The organism is Methylomagnum ishizawai (assembly GCF_900155475.1).
GTDB lineage: Bacteria > Pseudomonadota > Gammaproteobacteria > Methylococcales > Methylococcaceae > Methylomagnum > Methylomagnum ishizawai_A.
Genome location: NZ_FXAM01000001.1, coordinates 1,181,464 through 1,199,293 on the forward strand (window position 1 = coordinate 1,181,464; position 17,830 = coordinate 1,199,293).

Genomic DNA, 17,830 nt, shown 5'->3' on the forward strand with positions numbered 1-17,830 from the left:
CGGACATCACGTAAAAGCGATATGGATGCGGGGATATCCTCAACGCTTCTGTGTCGATTTATATGAGGCGGCGGTATCCAAGACGGCGGTTCCCTGCTTGTTGGGAGGCACTTGCACGGTGATCGTCCCCTGGCAGGATTGGACGCCGTCGTTGGCGCTGAAGCGGACGGTGTAGACCCGGCCATTGCCGGTGAAGGGTTGGCCTTTGCGGGCCCGGCCCTGGCGCTCGGCGCGGAGCAGGACGCTTTGCTGGGTCTTGGGTTCTTTGGCCGTGGCCCTGGGCTTGACGATCTTGGCGTCCGGTCCGGTTTTGTCCTTGAGTTTGGGATTCCTGACGGGTTCGTCCTGTGAAACGGCGTCGATGGCGAGGGTGTAGGCGTTGGGGCCGGTGACGCCGAGGATGTGGACGGATTTGAAGCCCTGGTTGGGGGGCCAGAGGGAGGCGCGGCTGGGCCGGGCCGAACCGCAGTCCAGGGCGGTGCCGTCCGCCGTGACCAGGAGGTTGAATTCGGCGCTGGCCGACCTGGGGTCGGGGCCGAAGTCGTCGGTGGCGGTGAGGCGCAGGGTCAGGGATTGCGCGGTGCCGTCGGCCAAGGCGGGGGTGGTCAGGCGCAGTTCCGGGCCATCGGCACCCTGGAGCGGCACGGCGGGACCGCCGGTTTGTTCCCATTGGTAATGGAGGGCGTCGCCGTCGGGGTCCAGGGCGGTGGCGTGGAGGATCACTGCCTGGTTTGGCGCGGCCAGGCGCTGGGGTTCCGGGGTGATCATGGGCGGGTTGTTGGCGGTGACGGCGACCTGGGTCTCGCGGCTGTCGCGCAGGCTGCCGTCGGACACGGTGAGGCGGAACCCCAGGGTCTGGCCCAGGGCCGCCAGGGGGACGACCGTGGTGGGCTTTGCCGCCGTCGGGCTGGACAGGGTCACGGCGGGGCCGGAAGTTTGTTCCCAGGCGTAGCCCAGGGCGTCGAAGTCGGGGTCGTAGCTGGCGGTCCCGTCCAGGACCAGGGTGGCACCAGCCCGGATCGGGATGAATTGTGGGAGTTCGGCCACCGGGGCATGGTTGACCCGTTTAATCATGATATTCACAACCGCCGGATCGCTGGCATTGCCGTCGGGGTCGGTGACCACCAACTGGAAACTCATCTGGGTGTTCGCCGCCGCCACCGGCACGGTGAGGCTTGGCCGCGCCGCGTGGGCATCGCTCAGGGCGGCCTGCGGTCCGGCCACCTGGGTCCATTGGTAGCCGAGGGCTTGGCCCTGGGGGTCTTGGCTGGCGCTGCCGTCCAGGGTCAGCGTTTCCTGGGGGGAGGCGGAACGGTCGTCGCCCGCGACCGCCAGGGGCTTGTTGCGGACCGTGATGCGCACGCTGTCGGCGTCGCTCGACGCGCCGTCGTTGTCGAGGACGACCAGTTGGAATTCGAGGACGCCGTCGCCGCCGGTGGGCGCGGCGAAGGACGGGGTGGCGGTGGCGGCGTCCGCCAAATCCACCCCGGACCCGGCGGTTTGCGACCATTGGTAGGCGGCGATGACGCCGTCGCTGTCGGTCGCCGACCCCTGCAATCGCACCACGCTCCCTCCGTTCACCGTTTGATCCGGGCCGGCGTCGGCCACCGGGGCGGACAGCGTGGCCGCGCTCAAGTCGTCCATCGCGAAATAGGCCGGTGTATTCATGCCGAACTGGCCGACATCGGAGGAAGACAGGGCGAATTTCAAGCCGTCAATCGCGCCCAGGGGCGACAAGTCCAACCACGTCCAGCGCTTGACGATATAATCCTGGCTGTTGTCGCCCGGCCTGTAATCGGCCAGATAAAAATCCACGGTCCCGGACTCCTGCCCGCCCTTCAAGCCGGTAACGGTCAATTTCAGCCAATCGGCATCATCGCCGCTGGCCCCGCCGAATTTCTTCGCGAAACTATCGCCGTTCAGCATGGACAAGGCCGCATAGGTGGTATTGGTCACATAAAACCCATCGACATGCACCGTTTGAGCGAAGCTGATGGGCGACCCGTCGCCAGCGACGTAGTTCACGCCAAAATGACCACCGCTGTGGGCCTGCCCGGCATAGACGCTGTACTGGTTGCCATATCCCGGCGTGGTGTCGTCGGTCATGTTGGAATAGGCCCAACCCACCGCGGTTGTGAACCCGCCCCAATCGGTCATTGCATTCGAGAAGGTCGCCAATCCTGAAACGAAGGTGCCTGGATTGGGTTCGCCCTGGGGTATGGAGGGATTGGTTTGTCCGGCCCAATAGCTGTCGGGGTCCAAGGCCAAATCCTCGAAATCACTGACGACCGTTGCCGCCTGGAGTGGCGGGGTCAGGGATAGGCTGAGCAAGGTGATCGAAGGCCATTCAAGTTTCATGATGATTTTTCGCAAAGAATCAAAATTCAAAGGGAAAGGTTTCACTTCCTATAGGGCGCGATGGCGCGGTGTCTTGCACCGGATGCCGCCGCTTGCCGTGCGGCGCCTATTGGCCGCACCTTTTGAGTCCGAAAGGACGCGGCGTTATCGCATGGTTAATTTCCTGGAGATGAAAAGGTATAGGTCAAGCCGGCATAAAACTGGCGGGTCGGCATGGGATAAAAAGACAGGCCATACGCCGTGGTTTCATAAAAATCGTCGAATAGGTTATTGATGCCGGCGAAGAATTCGGCATCCCCCAGCTTGTAAAAGGCTTTCAAATCCACCCTTTGGTAAGCATCGAGTTTTGGTGCGTCGACGCCGGGGGCGATATTCGCCCCATTGCTGCGCGAGCCGATAAACTCGGCGGAAACGCTAAGGCTTAGTTGGGTCGTGGCCTGCCACAGCAGGCTGACTTGGCCGGTCAGTTCCGGCACCAGCGGCACCTTGAGTCCGGTGTTTTCAAAACGGGCGTCGATGAAACCGAAATTGCCCGACAAGCTGAGTGTATCCATCGGCATCAAGCGCCCACTAAACTCCAGCCCTTGCCGTAAGGTGGCGTCCGCATAATTCCGGTTGACGTGGTTATCGTAATAAATCTCCTGGTCATTCCTCATCCTGAACAAGGCCAGCGATAACCGCCCTCCGCTTTGGAAGCGCAGCCGCCATCCCGTCTCGAAATTATTGCCGGACTGGGGGTGTAAATCCGGCGCGCTCAGCACCAGTTCTTCCGCATTCGGATTGCGATAACTATGGTTATAATCGAAATACCATGCCAGATGGTCCGTCATATTCCAAGTCAATCCTATATCGGCGGCGAAGTTTTGCCAGGTATTATTGCTGTCGTCTAGTGCGAGCCAGCGATTTTCGCAACCCAAGGGCCGATACGGGAAAACCGGCGCGTAAGTACACATCCGCTTGAGCGCCGCCGACTGCCGCTGCATCGCGAAACGGTCATACCGGTAGCCGGCATCCACTACCAGGGGTATGGGCAAACTCCAGCGGGTATTGATGAAACCGCTCTGATTGGTGTATTCCGCATCTTTTTGCACGCTTTGATCGGGAATATCTTGGCCATTTTCATTGCGGGCCGCCGAACCGAAACGCCCGAAATACCCTAAGGTCCAATCCTGAACAATGGGGCCGGAATTAAAGGCCAGTTGGTGCCTAATATCTACCTCCTGGAATTTGAAGGTATTTTTCCAAGGGGCGACCGCGTTGTCTCCAGTGGACCAATAGTTGGCCGCTTCATAAGGATTATCCCGATACCGGTAGGACCATTTCAGCACGGTCGAGCCCACGGGACCCCAATCCATGGAGCCACCGGCCTGGCCCATGTAATCGCGGGTTTTGCCGCCGCCATCGGGTGTGGAGGCTGCGCGGCGTAATTGCGCGTTATTGATCACGCTATAATCGACCGGACCGGGTAAACCGTATCGATCGTCGTGGAATCGGAATCCAGCCTGCAATTCCAAAGCCTGGGTTAATGAATGAGCGAGGTTGACGGTCGCTTGGTTTTTGTCGAGAAACGAGTTTTCCCGATAACCATGGGTCTGGTTATGGAAGGCGTTCAAGGAAGCGCGGGTGGAACCGCTTTTGAAAGAGGCGTTCAAGTTTGAGTCCAGGGTATCGAAGCTGCCATAGTTGCCATAAAGGTCCGCCTTGGTCTGATTGCCGCGCCGGGTGACGATATTGATGACGCCCCCGACCGCGCCGTCCCCGTACATGACCCCGTTGCCGCCGCGGATGATCTCAACCCGCTCTATCTGCTCCAGGGATAAAGTCGTGAAATCGACACCGGAAAGATCGGGGGAATTCAATTTGACGCCATCCACCAATACCAGCACATTGCTGGAATAGGTATCGCCCATACCGCGAATATCTACGCCACCAAATTTATCATTCCCCGTAGAACTTCTTAAGTTGACGTTGGCTTCCCGGCTCAATAAGTCGATTAGAGAATTGCCAGGGGCGTTTTCTATGGCTTTCCGGTCGATGACGGTGATGTTTTTGGGTTGATCCGGTGCCGTGTCATAAACAGTAACTTCTGGTAATTGATGGGCTTCATCTTTAAGGGTATCACCCCAGGCCGATTCGATGGGCCTTATCCCCATGGCCAGACCTGCGGAAGCCAGCAGATTCAATAATTCCGTCGTGCGGAAACGCATTTTCATCGTTCGGGCAATCGCCAGCCATCCGGCCCGCTGGAGCATCGCCGGTAATACCGGCGTAACGATTGATCTCAATCGACAGGTGGTAACGCTCAACGCTTCTGTGTCGATTTATATGAGGCGGCGGTATCCAAGACGGCGGTTCCCTGCTTGTTGGGAGGCACCTGCACGGTGATCGTCCCCTGGCAGGATTGGACGCCGTCGTTGGCGCTGAAGCGGACGGTGTAGACCCGGCCATTGCCGGTGAAGGGTTGGCCTTTGCGGGCCCGGCCCTGGCGCTCGGCGCGGAGCAGGACGCTTTGCTGGGTCTTGGGTTCTTTGGCCGTGGCCCTGGGCTTGACGATCTTGGCGTCCGGTCCGGTTTTGTCCTTGAGTTTGGGATTCCTGACGGGTTCGTCCTGTGAAACGGCGTCGATGGCGAGGGTGTAGGCGTTGGGGCCGGTGACGCCGAGGATGTGGACGGGTTTGAAGCCCTGGTTGGGGGGCCAGAGGGAGGCGCGGCTGGGCCGGGCCGAACCGCAGTCCAGGGCGGTGCCGTCCGCCGTGACCAGGAGGTTGAATTCGGCGCTGGCCGACCTGGGGTCGGGGCCGAAGTCGTCGGTGGCGGTGAGGCGCAGGGTCAGGGATTGCGCGGTGCCGTCGGCCAGGGCGGGGGTGGTCAGGCGCAGTTCCGGGCCATCGGCACCCTGGAGCGGCACGGCGGGACCGCCGGTTTGTTCCCATTGGTAATGGAGGGCGTCGCCGTCGGGGTCCAGGGCGGTGGCGTGGAGGATCACTGCCTGGTTTGGCGCGGCCAGGCGCCGGGGTTCCGGGGTGATCGTGGGCGGGTTGTTGGCGGTGACGGCGACCTGGGTCTCGCGGCTGTCGCGCAGGCTGCCGTCGGACACGGTGAGGCGGAACCCCAGGGTCTGGCCCAGGGCCGCCAGGGGGACGACCGTGGTGGGCTTTGCCGCCGTCGGGCTGGACAGGGTCACGGCGGGGCCGGAGGTTTGTTCCCAGGCGTAGCCCAGGGCGTCGAAGTCGGGGTCGTAGCTGGCGGTCCCGTCCAGGACCAGGGTGGCACCGGCCCGGATGCCGAGGGATTCCGGGAGTTCGGCCACGGGCGGATGATTGACCACCTTGATCATGATATTCACGACCGCCGGATCGCTGGCGTTGCCGTCGGGGTCGGTGACCACCAACTGGAAACTCATCTGGGTGTTCACCGCCGCCACCGGCACGGTGAGGCTCGGTCGCGCCGCGTGGGCGTCGCTCAGGGCGGCCTGCGGTCCGGCCACCTGGGTCCATTGGTAGCCGAGGGCTTGGCCCTGGGGGTCTTGGCTGGCGCTGCCGTCCAAGGCGAGCGTTTCCTGGGGGGAGGCGGAACGGTCGTCGCCCGCGACCGCCAGGGGCTTGTTGCGGACCGTGATGCGCACGCTGTCGGCGTCGCTCGACGCGCCGTCGTTGTCGAGGGCGACCAGTTGGAATTCGAGGACGCCGTCGCCGCCGGTGGGCGCGGCGAAGGACGGGGTGGCGGTGGCGGCGTCCGCCAAATCCACCCCGGACCCGGCGGTTTGCGACCATTGGTAGGCGGCGATGACGCCGTCGCTGTCGGTCGCCGACCCCTGCAATCGCACCACGCTTCCCCCGTTCACCGTTTGATCCGCACCGGCGTCGGCCACCGGGGCGCGGTTCGCCGCTTGCGTTTTCTGGTGGATAACGCCGATGGCGTCCAGGTCGAATCCGGCGCTGCCGGTGGTTTTATAGGGATCGTATATGGGATTGCCCGAAGAATCCTGTTCGGTGCCATTACCCAGGATATCCTTGATACGGACATAGCCGATATTATTCAGGTCCAGGTCGGGAATACCTGATAGGTCGCTCAAATCGAATGGGGTACCATAGCCTTGGCGGTATTTCCCCGCGAGGCCGTCGATATTGGTGGGATCGACGGCCCCGAAAGCCCCTACTTTCGATGGCGTATAGGAATAATTGGGGAATCGGTAAAAATCCGTGCCGTTGGATGATACTTCCACCCAGGCCAGTTCCAGGAAGGTATCGCTGAGGCTGTTTTCGAAAACGGCAAAATCGCTGCCATCGCCGTCCGCGATGGGTTGGGCGAACGTCAGGGTAATACTGCCGCCGTTGCCGAGCGAGACGATATCGTAAGCATCGCCCACGGCTGGCCCTAGGGCTTTTGGCGGGGTTTGCCAGCCGGCATCGACATCGGTGCCGGGCCGATAATCCTGCCACCCGGTGGCCCAGGCGGTGAACAGCGGACTGCCCTTCGCGATTGCGGTCGAGCCGGCTTGGCCGGCCGCCGGGGCGAAAGGTCCGGCGTGCAGGTCGGTGGCGGATACCAGCAAGCAAGCGGCCATCAGCACGCCTAGCGGGAGGGTGCCGATGTTGTCAACGCCCTTGGCGACGGTGCGGATGGAAACTGGCGCTGTTCGCGCGATACCCGCTTGCGACGGGTGAACCGCCCGGATGGATGGAATGCTGGACATGGGATACCGCCGCGCCGCTTCGCAGATGGGGTGGATGGCTGGGAGCAAAGCGCGGACGGACGAAAAGGCAGAGGATGGACTCTGGAAATTTCGCCAACAGCCCACCGCTGTCTCGAACAATCTTACAGGCCAGTCTCCGGGCTCATAAGCGGCGTATCGCCCCATCCCCGGCCTTCCCATGCGTTGCACAGTGGCGTATTCGAGGAGGTTTAACTTATCTACCGTTGCGGGGGCAGCGTCGGCTTTGGCCGTTGGACGGCATCACCGGCTTCCTGTTTAAGCGCGGACCAGGGAAGGCCCGCGGCACCTGAAAGAGTGCCGGATATTAAGCCGACCGTGGCCCATGTGCAAGCCGGACGGCAGGCGGTTTCAGCGCGGACCCGCGCGATAGCCGCGCGCCAGATCGACGAAGGCCCGCAGGTAGTCGAGTCCAGCGTCCTCCTCGCGCAAGCCCAGGAAAATCCGCTTGGCCACGCCCGCCCGCCCCAGCTTGACCGCCTGGACGGCGAACCGCGCCGCCTGTTCTTCGACCAGCCAGCGCGGCAGCGCCGCCACGCCGCGCCCGCTGGCGACCATCTGCAACAGGATGTCGGTGCTTTCGATGGGCTTGTGGCGTTTAGGGCCGATGCCGGCCGGGGTGAGGAATTGGGTGTAGATATCGAGCCGGTCGATGGCGACCGGGTAGGTGATCAAGGTCTCGCCGGCCAGGTGCCGCGGCTCCACATACGCCAACTCGCGCAGGGGATGGCCCGGACCCACGACCAGCACCTGCTCGTAGTCGAATACCGGCTCGAAGACCAGGCCCGGCTTGTGCAGCGGGTCGGGCGTCGCCAGCAGGTCGATCTCGTAGCCGAACAAGGCGCCGATGCCGCCGAACCGGAATTTTTGCTTCACGTCCACATCCACCCTCGGCCACGCGGCGAGGTAGGGTGCCACGATCTTCAGCAGCCATTGGTAGCAGGGGTGGCATTCCATGCCGATACGCAAGGTGCCGCGCTCGCCCGAGGCGAACTGCCCGAGGCGCTCCTCGGCGTGTTCGAGTTGCGGCAACAGCCGGTGGGCGACCGCCAGCAGATATTCGCCGGCCTGGGTTAAGCGCAGGCGGCGGCCCTCGCGGTGCCAGACCGGCAACCCGAGTTGGTGTTCCAGTTTGCGGATGCTATGGCTGAGCGCGGACTGGGTCAGGTGCAGTTTTTCGGCGGCGGCGGTCAGCGAGCCATGCTGTTCGACGGCGCGGACGATTTCGAGGTGGGCGCGTTCCAGGCGGGGCATGGGGGCGGCTGATCCATGAAGAAAGTTAATCGATGGGTGAATTAATACCATTTTAATTCATAAGCCGGGGTGTTTAGCATGGCCACCTTTCATCTTCGCAAGGTTTGCAACATGGTCACCACCCACAATCTCGGTTTTCCGCGCATCGGCGCCCAACGCGAACTCAAATCCGCCCTGGAATCCTACTGGAAAGGGCGATCTTCCCGCGCCGAACTCGAAGTCCTGGGTGCCGAACTACGCCGCCGCCACTGGGCGGAGCAAGCGGCGCTCGACTTCGCGCCGGTCGGCGATTTCGCCTTCTACGACCAGGTGCTGGACATGAGCTTCACCCTGGGCAACCTGCCCGAGCGCGTGCTGGGTTTCCACGGCGACGCGCTGGACAACTATTTCCGCGTGGCGCGTGGCCGTTCGGCCCCTGTCGCCGACGAGCAGGCGGGGTGCTGTGGCGGGGTGGCGGCTGGCGAGATGACCAAGTGGTTCGATACCAACTACCACTACATCGTCCCCGAATTCACCGCCACCACCACCTTCAAGCTGGACGCCTCCCGCTTGCTGGAACAATGGGCCGAAGCCCAGGCCCAGGGCGTCGCGGCCAAGCCGGTCATCATCGGCCCCGTGACCTACCTGGCGTTGGGCAAAGCCAAGGACGGCTCCGGCAAGCTCGCCCTGTTGGAACGCCTGCTGCCCGTCTACGCCGAACTGTTGGAAACCTTGGCGGCGCAGGGCGTCGAGTGGGTGCAGATCGACGAGCCGCTGCTGGTGACGGAACTGGACGCGGACTGGCGGCACGCCTACGACCACGCCTACCACGCGCTGAAAAGCTGCCGCGTCAAGCTGCTGCTGGCGACCTACTTCGGCCAGTTGCTCGAAAACAGGCATTTGGCGCTGAACCTGCCGGTGGCGGGATTGCACATCGACGCCAGCCAGGGCCGCGAGGATATCTGGCCGCTGGTCGATACCTTGCCTCCGCACAAGGTGCTGTCGCTGGGGGTCGTCAATGGCCGTAATATCTGGAAGACCGACCTGGGCGCGGCGCTGGATTGGCTGGAGCCGCTGGCGGAACGGCTGGGCGCCCGCTTGTGGATCGCGCCGTCCTGCTCGCTGCTGCATGTGCCGGTGGATTTGGACAGCGAGGAGAACCTCGACCGGGAAATCAAATCGTGGCTGGCCTTCGCCAAGCAGAAGCTGGGCGAACTCGCCTTGCTCGCCACCGCGTTGAACCAGGGCCGCGCCGCCGTGCGGGCCGAGTTGGACGCCCACCGCGCCGCCATCGAATCCCGCCGCCATTCCCCGCGCGTCCACAATCCCAAGGTCAAAGCCGCCCTGGCCGGGATCGACGCCGGGCTCGGCCAGCGCCAAAGCCCCTACGCCCAACGCGCACCCAAGCAGGCCGCGCGGCTGAAACTACCCAAGTTTCCTACCACCACCATCGGTTCCTTCCCGCAGACCGCCGAAATCCGCTGGGCGCGCCGCCAGTTCAAGGCCGGGGAGATCGATGCGGTCACCTATCAGGCGGCGATGCGGGCCGAGATCGCCCGCAGCGTCCGCGAACAGGAAGCCCTGGGCCTGGATGTGTTCGTGCATGGCGAGGCCGAGCGCAACGACATGGTGGAGTATTTCGGCGAGCAATTGGACGGCTATGCCTTCAGCCAATTCGGCTGGGTGCAATCCTATGGGTCGCGCTGCGTGAAGCCGCCCATCCTGTTCGGCGATATCAGCCGCCCCAAGGCCATGACCGTGGAATGGATCGCCTACGCGCAATCCCTGACCCACAAGCCGATGAAGGGGATGCTGACCGGCCCGGTGACGCTCCTCAACTGGTCCTTCGTGCGCGACGACCAACCGCGCTCGGTGTCCTGCCAACAATTGGCCCTGGCCATCCGCGAGGAAGTGCTGGACCTGGAACGGGCCGGCCTGCGGGTGATCCAGATCGACGAGGCGGCGCTGCGCGAGGGGTTGCCGCTGCGGCGGTCGCAATGGCAGGCGTATTTGGACTGGGCGGTGGCATCCTTCCGCATCGCCGCCAACGGGGTGCGGGACGAGACCCAAATCCATACCCACATGTGCTATTCGGAATTCAACGACATCATCGCCTCCATCGCCGCCATGGACGCCGACGCCATCACCATCGAAACCTCGCGTTCCGACATGGAATTGCTCGACGCCTTCGATAGCTTCAACTACCCGAACGAGATCGGGCCGGGCGTGTACGACATCCACTCGCCCAACATCCCGACCCAGGAACATATCGTGGCGCTGATGAAAAAAGCCGCCGAGCGCATCCCGGCGGAGCGGCTGTGGGTCAATCCCGACTGCGGACTCAAAACCCGGCAGTGGAGCGAGGTCATCCCGGCCCTGACCCATATGGTCGCCGCGGCCAAGACCCTACGTGCCACGGTGGACTGATTCCCGTCGAAAGTCCCGGCCCGGAAATGGTGGGCATAAGTACATGCCCACCCTACGGCCAGCGGAGCGCATCCAATCGAACATCGGTGCTGCTTTCCAAGAGCGCCAAGCAGGCGACGCAAAGGCAGCCGTCGTAGGTTTGCCGGATATGGTCCACCGTTTCCCGCGACAAGCGTACTTCCATACAACCGCATTGGTGGATGCGGTTGGCCTTGCAAACGAACTCCCGCGCACAACGCGGGCAGGTTTTCGCTTCATGCTTCTGGTCGGTCATGTTTCCTCCTGGGCAGGTGCCCTAGCCTAGCCGGTCCCGCTGATGGGTGGGGCAACGCCCTGGCGCGTTGGCAGGAAGGGCGGGCACTATCGACGGCAGCGGGGATGACCATGGTCAAGACCCCGCCGAGGCGTGTATGATCTTTTATAAAATCTTCATATCAAACCGGCGGTTTCCGGGCGGGAACCCATTGGGTCGGGGGCCGAATGAGCCGCTCAACTGAGCGGGTGGCAATGCCCGTGGTGGTGGGGATCGGTCGAATCGGCGTCCACCGCCACCAGGTTCAGTACGCTATGCCGCACGCCGCGCTCCGCCGCCATGGCATCCGCGAACCTGCGGATTTCCTGGGTCGGGCCGCGCAGGAACAGCGTTTCCATGCAGTGTGCGTGATCGAGGTGGACATGCATGGCGGACACGACCAGGCCATGGGCTTGATGCTGGAGTTCGGTCAAGCGCTCCGCCAAGCGCCGTTCATGGTGGTTGTAGACATAGGACAGGCTGGCCACGCAATAGGGGGCGGCGTCCGTGGCGAGTCGCGCCGCTTCCAGTTCCCGGCGCAACATGTCGCGCACCGCCTCGGAGCGGTTGGCATAGCCACGGGCTTGGATCAGCGCGTCGAAATTCTTGGCCAGCGCTTCGTCGAGGGAAATGGTGATACGTTCCATAAATTAAAAATCCGGGGAATTTCCGCTGGGATATTCCGGCGATTTTAGCGTAGGAACCGGGGGGTTCCCGCATCCAAACTTGAGGAGGCCGCGTGCAAGCCTTGCCACAGGACACATTATTGTTGACGGCCTTGGTGTTCGCGCTGGGCTTGAAGCACGGCTTCGACGCCGATCATCTATCCACCATCGACGGGCTGATCCGGTACAACAGCCGGGCCAATCCCCGGTGGGCGCGGTACTGCGGCGTCCTGTTTTCCCTCGGGCATGGCGGGGTGGTCATCGCGGTGGCTGCGGTGGCCAGTCTGGCGGCGCGGTCTTGGGCGGTGCCGGGCTGGATGGAAGGTTTCGGCACCTTGGTTTCGGTTTTCTTCCTGGGCTTGCTCGGCTTGGCCAACCTGTTCGCGGTCCTCCTGACGCCCTCCGGCCAGGAGGTCCGGGTCGTGGGCGTCAAGGGGCGCTGGCTGGGAGGTTTGCAAAGGGCCGGCCAACCTGCCCTGGTCGCGCTGGTGGGGGCGTTGTTCGCCCTGTCCTTCGATACCCTGAGCCAGGCGACCGTGTTCGCCCTGGGGACCGGTTCCCCCGGCGACTGGCCCCGTGCCGCCGGGTTGGGGCTGGTCTTCATGCTGGGGATGTTGACCACCGATGGCATCAATGGCCTATGGATTTGGCGGCTGCTGCGGCGGGCGGATCGGACAGGGCGGATCGCCTCCCGCATCATGGGACTGACCGTGGCCGTCCTCAGCTTGGCAGTGGCGGCGTTGGGGGTGGCCAAATATCTTTCGCCCCAGGTCGGCGCCTGGATGGAGGGGTCCGAATTGTCCGTGGGCTTGGGGGTGGTCGGCGTCCTCTGCGCCGTTTTCGCCGTGGCTTGGGCTTTCGCCCGTGCCCGTTTTTGCAAAGCGGCCTGACCGGGACGGATGGCAAAGGGAGCCCGCCGGGAAGCCAGGCGACATGGTTCCTCCGGCGGGAATATTCAGGCGGTTTTGACAGGCGGCGGGAACCAATGGCGGGTCCGGTTGCACACGGCGCAGACCGACAGCATCACCGGAACTTCCACCAGCACGCCCACGACGGTGGCGAGCGCCGCGCCGGATTCCGGGCCGAACAGGGCGATGGCGGTCGCGACCGCGAGTTCGAAGAAGTTGCTGGCTCCGATCAGGGCGCCCGGCGCGGCCACGGCATAGTTCACCTTGAACAGCTTCATCAGGCCATAAACCAGGGACGAGTTGAAATAGACCTGGATCAGGATGGGGATGGCGATCAGGCCCACGTGCAGCCAGCGGCCCGTGATGTTGTCGGCCTGGAAGGCGAAAATCAGGACCAGGGTCAGCAGCAGCGCGGAAATCGCGATGGGGTGCAGGCGCGGCAGGAAGGCTTGCTCGAACCACGCCTTGCCCTTGGATCGTAACAACCCATTGCGGGTCAATACACCCGCCGTCAGCGGGATCACGATGAACACGACCACCGACCACAGCAGCACATCGAACGGCACGTCGAGGCCGGAGGTGCCCGCCACCAGGAACTTCACGATGGGCGCGAACAGCCCGAGCATGATGAGGTCGTTCACCGCCACCTGGACCAGGGTATAGGCGGGATCGCCGTCGGTCAGGTAGCTCCACACGAACACCATGGCCGTGCAGGGCGCGGCGGCTAGGATGATGACCCCGGCGGTGTATTGGTCCGCCATCTCCGGGCCGATCCAGGGCAGGAACAGGTGCTTGAAAAACAGCCAGCCCAGCAAGGCCATCCCGAACGGCTTCACCAGCCAGTTCACGAACAGCGTGACCAAGAGCCCCTTGGGATTCCGGCCCACATCGGCCACAGCGCCGAAATCCACCTTCAACATCATGGGGGTGATCATCAGCCAGATCAGCGCGGCTATCGGTAGGTTGATGTGGGAAACCTCCATGCCGCGGATGGCGGCGACCGGTTCCGGCAGCAATTTGCCCAGGGCGACGCCGATCCCCATGCACAGCGCCACCCAGACCGTGAGATAACGGTCGAACAGGCTCATGTGCTTGGGTGCGGCCGCGGTGGTTGCGATGGTGTTCATGACCGCTGGACCTCCTTGCAACCGCCGGGGGTGTCCTCGCCGATCCGGTTCAGCGCGGCGGAGAGTTCCGGTCCCGCCATCGTCTCGAACGGCAAGGCCAGGAGCTTCTGGATGCGTTGTTCCAGGGCGGCGTAGGTCGCTTCGAAGGCGGCTTCGATTTCTTCCGGGGTGCCCGTCACATGGGCCGGGTCGGGCAAGCCCCAATGGCCCCGGACCGCCTTGCCGAGATAAACCGGGCAGGTCTCGCCGCCCGCCGAATCGCAGACCGAGATCAGGATATCGATCCCGGCCTCCTCGAATTCCTCCCAGGATTGGCTCTTATAGCCTGCGGTCGGCAAGCCATGGCGTGCCAGGGTGGCGAGTGCCCCCGGATTGATGCGGCCTATGGGGTGGCTCCCGGCGCTGTAAGCCCGGAGACGGTCCCCGCCAAGATGGTTGATCAAGGCTTCGCCTAGGACGCTGCGGCAGGAGTTGCCGGTGCAAAGGACCAGGATGTGGAGCGGTTGTTTCGCGGTCATGGGCGATCCCCGGTCTTGGAACCTGGACAACAGGCGGACTTCGGCTCCAGCCGGACCACCGTGTCCGCGCCGAACATCGGGATCGATTTCAGCGTGTGGAAGGCTTCCCAGGCGACGCCTTGGGGATCGAGCGACCAGTATTTGTCGGACTCGGCATAGCAGCAGGCGGCCCGGCCCTGCGCTTCGACCGGCAGGGCGGCGGCGCTCAAACCCTGGCGGACGGATTCGAGTTCATCGCCGAAATCGACTTGTATCCCCAGATGGTCCAGGCCGGGTTCGCGGCCCCGCGCCGAGAGGGCGAAATTGACGCGGGGATCGTCCAGCATCCACTTGGCGTAGTCGGCTTCGCGGACTGTGGGCGCGGCCTGGAACAGCGCACTGTAAAAGCGGATGCTGTCTTCTAGGTTCTCGACGGCGAGATGGACATGGAATCGTTTCATGAGAAAGCTCCCGGACGGTGGTGGGTTGAAACAGCGTGGTGTGGCGGAGTGGGTCCATCGGTTATGGAGTGGGAGGCCCGTCCGCGCCCGGACATCCCGATGGCGGCGTGGCCGGACACGGCTGGCCACCGCAGCAGTTCTCCATCAGGAAGGCGAGCAATTCATTCATCGCCGTGTAGTTGGCCGAATAGATCACGAAGCGGCTTTCCTGACGGGATTGCACGAGGCCCGCATGGCTCAGTTCTTTCATGTGGAAGGTCAGCGAGGACGGCGGAATCCCCAAGGTTTCCCCGATCTTCCCGGCAGGCAACCCTTCAGGGCCGACCTGGACCAAGAGGCGGAAGATGGCGAGGCGGGAGTCCTGGGCGAGGGCCGCCAGGGCGGCGACAGCGGTTCTTGTTTCCATATTTCCATGTTAATGGAAATATTTTCATATGCAAGCGCGTTCTTCAAATCCATTGCAAGCCCGGCGGGCGGCGCTCATCCGGCGAAGCGGTAATTGATCCGCCACGGCTTGCACCCGTTTGGATTCACCGGTAGGTAAAGCCCGCGCTCATGGAAAGCTTGTAAGGCCATCAGTCCCAAGTTAAGCCTTTTTCGTGGACGTCAAGGAACAGGTTCGGTAGGTCGTCGGTAAGGTTCATAGGATTTCCTCATGGGGTCGGGTGGTTGAAATGGGAGGGACAATCTGACCCTTTGGGCGGGTCATTGTGTCCCTGACCCTTTTCGGCATCGGCGGGAGTCTCAAGCGCCAATGTCGAAATGCAGGGTCAAGGGATCGGTATAGGCGGTCAGGAACTTGTTCCTCATCGCCGGAAGGTAGGCCGGGAGGATGCGCCAGGACCAAATGCGGGGGGGGCCAGCTTTTTGCCGTTGGTGGCCGTCCGGGAGGTGGTTTCCACCTTGAGGCCCCGGTTCCGCAGGCGGTTGAGGTTGGGCGCAATCGAACTCACGCCGTAGCGGGCTTGCAGTTCGGTGGACTCGATGGCCTTCCCGGCCAGCAGTTCGGTCAGGACCACGATGTCCATATGGTCAACGAAGGGCTTGCTGCTCACGGCTGGCCCTCCAGGAACGCCCGGAGGTCTTCGGGCTTGTAGACCGGGCGGTTGCCGATCCGGCGAAAAGCCGGGGGCTGGTTCTTCTTGCGGCGCTCCTGTAGGGCTCTGGGGCAGCCCTTTCAAAGTGTAAAAATAGCCCTTCTAAATCAATGGGTTGAAAAGGCCATTTTTCTGTGTCGAAGCGTAGGACGCCACCAACGGCGACATGGGCCACAGCAAAATCAGGGACTTACATAACCCGATTTCGCCAACCGGGTAAACCACTTTGAAAGGGCTGGGCTCTGGGGGAAAGCGGAAACCCGGCCTGGGTCAGGTAGTCACTGGCCTCGGCGGGGCGTAGGACGATGGTGGTCTGCATGGCATGAACTCGCGGTTTCGGGACATTTCCCAGCCATGAAACCACGGAAAGGCGCTTACAAAGTCGGCTTGGGCGAGGATTTTTGTAAAATTGGGGCACCGGACAGCCCGTGTCCACATGGACACAGAGAAAAAAGGACCCCATGGAAACCGAACAAGACGTCCTCCAGCGGTTGATGACCGCCTAGCCCCATATCGTGACGGAATGCCGCCAGGTACTCGGCTCCGAACTGCACTATCAGGCGATGGTGTACAGCTCCCTGCGGAACCAGGGTCAGGTGCCCGCCCAACAGGTCGGCATGAATGTGAAGATGTGGATTTCCAACCTGGTATCCGACCTGTTCAAAACCCTCGACGCCAGGAAGCGGGAGGGCTTCCAGGGTGGATTCGAGCCCATTCCCGATGTCTGCTTGTTCTCGCCGGGAATCGAGGGCGACTGGCGCAGGCGCAACAACAGAGCCACGCTTCGCCACCTCCTGCTCGCGATTGAGGTCAAGGCATCCGAGCGCAGCGGTGGCAGGCTGTCGGCCAGGGAAATCGTTTTCGACATCGAGAAACTGGCGGCGCACCGCCAGGAAGCCCAGGCGCGGGGCTCTACCTTCCACCCCGTGATGATGGTCATCGACACCGCTCCTTTGCTGGCCGAGCGCATGATGGGCGCGAGCCTCAAACAGGCTCAGGACGCCGCCAGGGAACTGTCGGTGAGCCTGCTTTACCTTTCGCCCAGCGAGACCCTGGAGGCGGTTCTCGGCTGATGGATGGGGCCATAGAGGCGCATTCAGGCCACTGGACGCCGTTAAACCGCATGAGGTATAAACTCCTGGGCTTATAGATTTAGCCCTTCTTCATCGTCGCAACCGGTCCTCATCGAGGTGGGTTGTTTTTCTTGCCCATTTGGCTGAGCTGCTGGGTACCCGCTCGACCTCACATTCGAGGCGTCGGGGTCTTACCCAGGAGTAATCCATGACCAAGCCGCTCGTCCGTAAGCCTCCAACCCTCCCACATGGACGCCCTGGTTAAACCGCGACACCCTTGGGCCTTTTGTTGGAGGAGCGGGATGAAGAAGCGGGATTTGCCGGAGGTCCACGTCGAGGCGTGGAGGAAGAGCGGGTTGAGCCAGGCCGAGTATTGCCGTCAACGGGGCGTGAACCCCAAGACCTTCTCGGGCTGGGTGAAGCGGGAAGCCCCCACCGGGGAGCCGTCCGGCCTTGGATTGATTCCCGTCCGGGTGGCCCCGGCCGCCAGCGCCGTGGAAGTGCCGGCCCTGGTCCTGCGGCTGGCCCCGGGTGTCCGGTTGGATATTCCCGCGACGGTACCGGCGCGCTGGGTGGCGGAATTGCTGAGGGGCTTGGCGTGATCCGGCGTCCGGAGCATCTGTGGTTGGTGGTCGAGCCGGTGGACATGAGGCGGGGCATCGATGGGCTGTCGGCCCATGTCCAGCACCGGCTGGGCCGGTCGCCGTGTTCCGGCGCGGGGTTCATCTTCCGGAACAAGGCGGGCACACGGCTGAAGCTGCTGGTGTGGGACGGGAACGGGGCGTGGCTGTGCCAGCGTCGGCTGCACCGGGGCGGGTTCGCGTGGCCCGCGCTGGGCGAGGCGGTGTTCGCGCTGACGCCGGCGCAGTGGGAATGGTTGGTGGCGGGGATGGACTGGCGACGCCTGTCGGCCACGCCGCCGGTGGATTGGCAAGCCTGAGGACGGGGACGGAGCATTCCCCCGGAACCCAGTGTTTC

General features: G+C 63.1%; 16 protein-coding genes and 1 riboswitch. Of the genes, 5 read left to right on the forward strand and 11 right to left on the reverse strand.

Annotated features, from left to right (window positions below):
* Positions 1-39: 39 nt before the first annotated feature.
* The 4 genes from B9N93_RS05240 to B9N93_RS05255 form a co-directional block, all read right to left on the reverse strand.
* On the reverse strand, positions 40-2,358 hold the full coding sequence (locus B9N93_RS05240; RefSeq protein WP_085211519.1) for a DUF4465 domain-containing protein: 2,319 nt from the start codon (positions 2,356-2,358) through the stop codon (positions 40-42).
* 155 nt (positions 2,359-2,513) lie between these two features.
* Positions 2,514-4,610 (reverse strand): TonB-dependent receptor, encoded by a 2,097-nt coding sequence (locus tag B9N93_RS05245; protein ID WP_085211520.1) that lies wholly within the window; start codon positions 4,608-4,610, stop codon positions 2,514-2,516.
* 50 nt (positions 4,611-4,660) lie between these two features.
* Positions 4,661-7,054: a PKD domain-containing protein gene (locus B9N93_RS24475; RefSeq protein ID WP_125468846.1), complete on the reverse strand. Its 2,394-nt coding sequence runs from the start codon at positions 7,052-7,054 to the stop codon at positions 4,661-4,663.
* Positions 7,055-7,164: 110 nt separating this feature from the next.
* A riboswitch (cobalamin riboswitch) is annotated at positions 7,165-7,380 on the reverse strand.
* A 43-nt stretch (positions 7,381-7,423) separates the two neighbouring features.
* The gene (locus tag B9N93_RS05255) at positions 7,424-8,326 is read right to left on the reverse strand and encodes a LysR family transcriptional regulator (protein WP_217807270.1); all 903 of its coding nucleotides are present in this window, start codon (positions 8,324-8,326) and stop codon (positions 7,424-7,426) included.
* Between the two features lie 111 nt (positions 8,327-8,437).
* On the opposite strand from B9N93_RS05255, the gene metE reads away from it, so the two are divergent.
* On the forward strand, positions 8,438-10,732 hold the full coding sequence (metE, locus tag B9N93_RS05260) for a 5-methyltetrahydropteroyltriglutamate--homocysteine S-methyltransferase (protein WP_085216177.1): 2,295 nt from the start codon (positions 8,438-8,440) through the stop codon (positions 10,730-10,732).
* A gap of 52 nt (positions 10,733-10,784) precedes the next feature.
* Here metE and B9N93_RS05265 read toward each other — a convergent pair whose 3' ends face one another.
* Together B9N93_RS05265 and nikR are read right to left on the reverse strand one after the other, a co-directional pair.
* The gene (locus B9N93_RS05265) at positions 10,785-11,006 is read right to left on the reverse strand and encodes a cysteine-rich CWC family protein (protein ID WP_085211524.1); all 222 of its coding nucleotides are present in this window, start codon (positions 11,004-11,006) and stop codon (positions 10,785-10,787) included.
* A gap of 215 nt (positions 11,007-11,221) precedes the next feature.
* Positions 11,222-11,671, reverse strand: coding sequence for a nickel-responsive transcriptional regulator NikR (gene nikR / locus B9N93_RS05270; RefSeq protein WP_085211526.1), 450 nt, complete (start codon positions 11,669-11,671; stop codon positions 11,222-11,224).
* 92 nt (positions 11,672-11,763) lie between these two features.
* On the opposite strand from nikR, the gene B9N93_RS05275 reads away from it, so the two are divergent.
* Entirely contained in the window at positions 11,764-12,579 is an 816-nt protein-coding gene (locus B9N93_RS05275; RefSeq protein WP_085211528.1) for a HoxN/HupN/NixA family nickel/cobalt transporter, read from the forward strand.
* 65 nt (positions 12,580-12,644) lie between these two features.
* Here the strand turns inward: B9N93_RS05275 and arsB are convergent, their stop codons facing one another.
* The 5 genes from arsB to B9N93_RS05300 all read right to left on the reverse strand — a co-directional run bounded on the left by arsB (position 12,645) and on the right by B9N93_RS05300 (position 15,737).
* Positions 12,645-13,724 carry an ACR3 family arsenite efflux transporter gene (gene arsB / locus B9N93_RS05280; RefSeq protein WP_085211530.1) on the reverse strand — a complete coding sequence of 360 codons (1,080 nt, stop codon included), beginning with the start codon at positions 13,722-13,724 and terminating at the stop codon, positions 12,645-12,647.
* Complete coding sequence (locus B9N93_RS05285) at positions 13,721-14,242, reverse strand: arsenate reductase ArsC (RefSeq protein WP_085211532.1); 522 nt, start codon at positions 14,240-14,242, stop codon at positions 13,721-13,723. The genes arsB and B9N93_RS05285 overlap by 4 nt, the downstream gene beginning before the upstream one ends.
* Positions 14,239-14,682 (reverse strand): ArsI/CadI family heavy metal resistance metalloenzyme, encoded by a 444-nt coding sequence (locus tag B9N93_RS05290; RefSeq protein ID WP_085211534.1) that lies wholly within the window; start codon positions 14,680-14,682, stop codon positions 14,239-14,241. Before B9N93_RS05290 ends, B9N93_RS05285 begins: the two co-directional genes overlap by 4 nt.
* 61 nt (positions 14,683-14,743) lie before the next feature.
* Complete coding sequence (locus tag B9N93_RS05295) at positions 14,744-15,088, reverse strand: ArsR/SmtB family transcription factor (RefSeq protein ID WP_085211536.1); 345 nt, start codon at positions 15,086-15,088, stop codon at positions 14,744-14,746.
* Positions 15,089-15,488: 400 nt separating this feature from the next.
* Complete coding sequence (locus tag B9N93_RS05300) at positions 15,489-15,737, reverse strand: hypothetical protein (protein WP_125468847.1); 249 nt, start codon at positions 15,735-15,737, stop codon at positions 15,489-15,491.
* Between the two features lie 605 nt (positions 15,738-16,342).
* Here B9N93_RS05300 and B9N93_RS05305 point away from each other — a divergent pair.
* From B9N93_RS05305 to tnpB, 3 genes are all read left to right on the forward strand, one after another.
* Positions 16,343-16,852: a hypothetical protein gene (locus B9N93_RS05305; protein WP_085211540.1), complete on the forward strand. Its 510-nt coding sequence runs from the start codon at positions 16,343-16,345 to the stop codon at positions 16,850-16,852.
* Between the two features lie 302 nt (positions 16,853-17,154).
* Positions 17,155-17,454: an IS66 family insertion sequence element accessory protein TnpA gene (tnpA, locus tag B9N93_RS05310; RefSeq protein WP_085211542.1), complete on the forward strand. Its 300-nt coding sequence runs from the start codon at positions 17,155-17,157 to the stop codon at positions 17,452-17,454.
* Complete coding sequence (tnpB, locus tag B9N93_RS05315) at positions 17,451-17,792, forward strand: IS66 family insertion sequence element accessory protein TnpB (RefSeq protein ID WP_254899320.1); 342 nt, start codon at positions 17,451-17,453, stop codon at positions 17,790-17,792. Before tnpA ends, tnpB begins: the two co-directional genes overlap by 4 nt.
* Positions 17,793-17,830 lie beyond the last annotated feature (38 nt).

Coding starts and splice junctions, on each gene's coding strand:
- nikR (WP_085211526.1), bottom strand. CDS start 11,671: ATGGAACGTATCACCATTTCCCTCGACGAAGCGCTGGCCAAGAATTTC.
- B9N93_RS24475 (WP_125468846.1), bottom strand. CDS start 7,054: ATGTCCAGCATTCCATCCATCCGGGCGGTTCACCCGTCGCAAGCGGGT.
- B9N93_RS05290 (WP_085211534.1), bottom strand. CDS start 14,682: ATGAAACGATTCCATGTCCATCTCGCCGTCGAGAACCTAGAAGACAGC.
- B9N93_RS05255 (WP_217807270.1), bottom strand. CDS start 8,326: ATGCCCCGCCTGGAACGCGCCCACCTCGAAATCGTCCGCGCCGTCGAA.
- B9N93_RS05285 (WP_085211532.1), bottom strand. CDS start 14,242: ATGACCGCGAAACAACCGCTCCACATCCTGGTCCTTTGCACCGGCAAC.
- metE (WP_085216177.1), top strand. CDS start 8,438: ATGGTCACCACCCACAATCTCGGTTTTCCGCGCATCGGCGCCCAACGC.
- B9N93_RS05305 (WP_085211540.1), top strand. CDS start 16,343: ATGGTGTACAGCTCCCTGCGGAACCAGGGTCAGGTGCCCGCCCAACAG.
- B9N93_RS05245 (WP_085211520.1), bottom strand. CDS start 4,610: ATGCTCCAGCGGGCCGGATGGCTGGCGATTGCCCGAACGATGAAAATG.
- arsB (WP_085211530.1), bottom strand. CDS start 13,724: ATGAACACCATCGCAACCACCGCGGCCGCACCCAAGCACATGAGCCTG.
- tnpA (WP_085211542.1), top strand. CDS start 17,155: ATGAAGAAGCGGGATTTGCCGGAGGTCCACGTCGAGGCGTGGAGGAAG.
- B9N93_RS05295 (WP_085211536.1), bottom strand. CDS start 15,088: ATGGAAACAAGAACCGCTGTCGCCGCCCTGGCGGCCCTCGCCCAGGAC.
- B9N93_RS05240 (WP_085211519.1), bottom strand. CDS start 2,358: ATGAAACTTGAATGGCCTTCGATCACCTTGCTCAGCCTATCCCTGACC.
- B9N93_RS05265 (WP_085211524.1), bottom strand. CDS start 11,006: ATGACCGACCAGAAGCATGAAGCGAAAACCTGCCCGCGTTGTGCGCGG.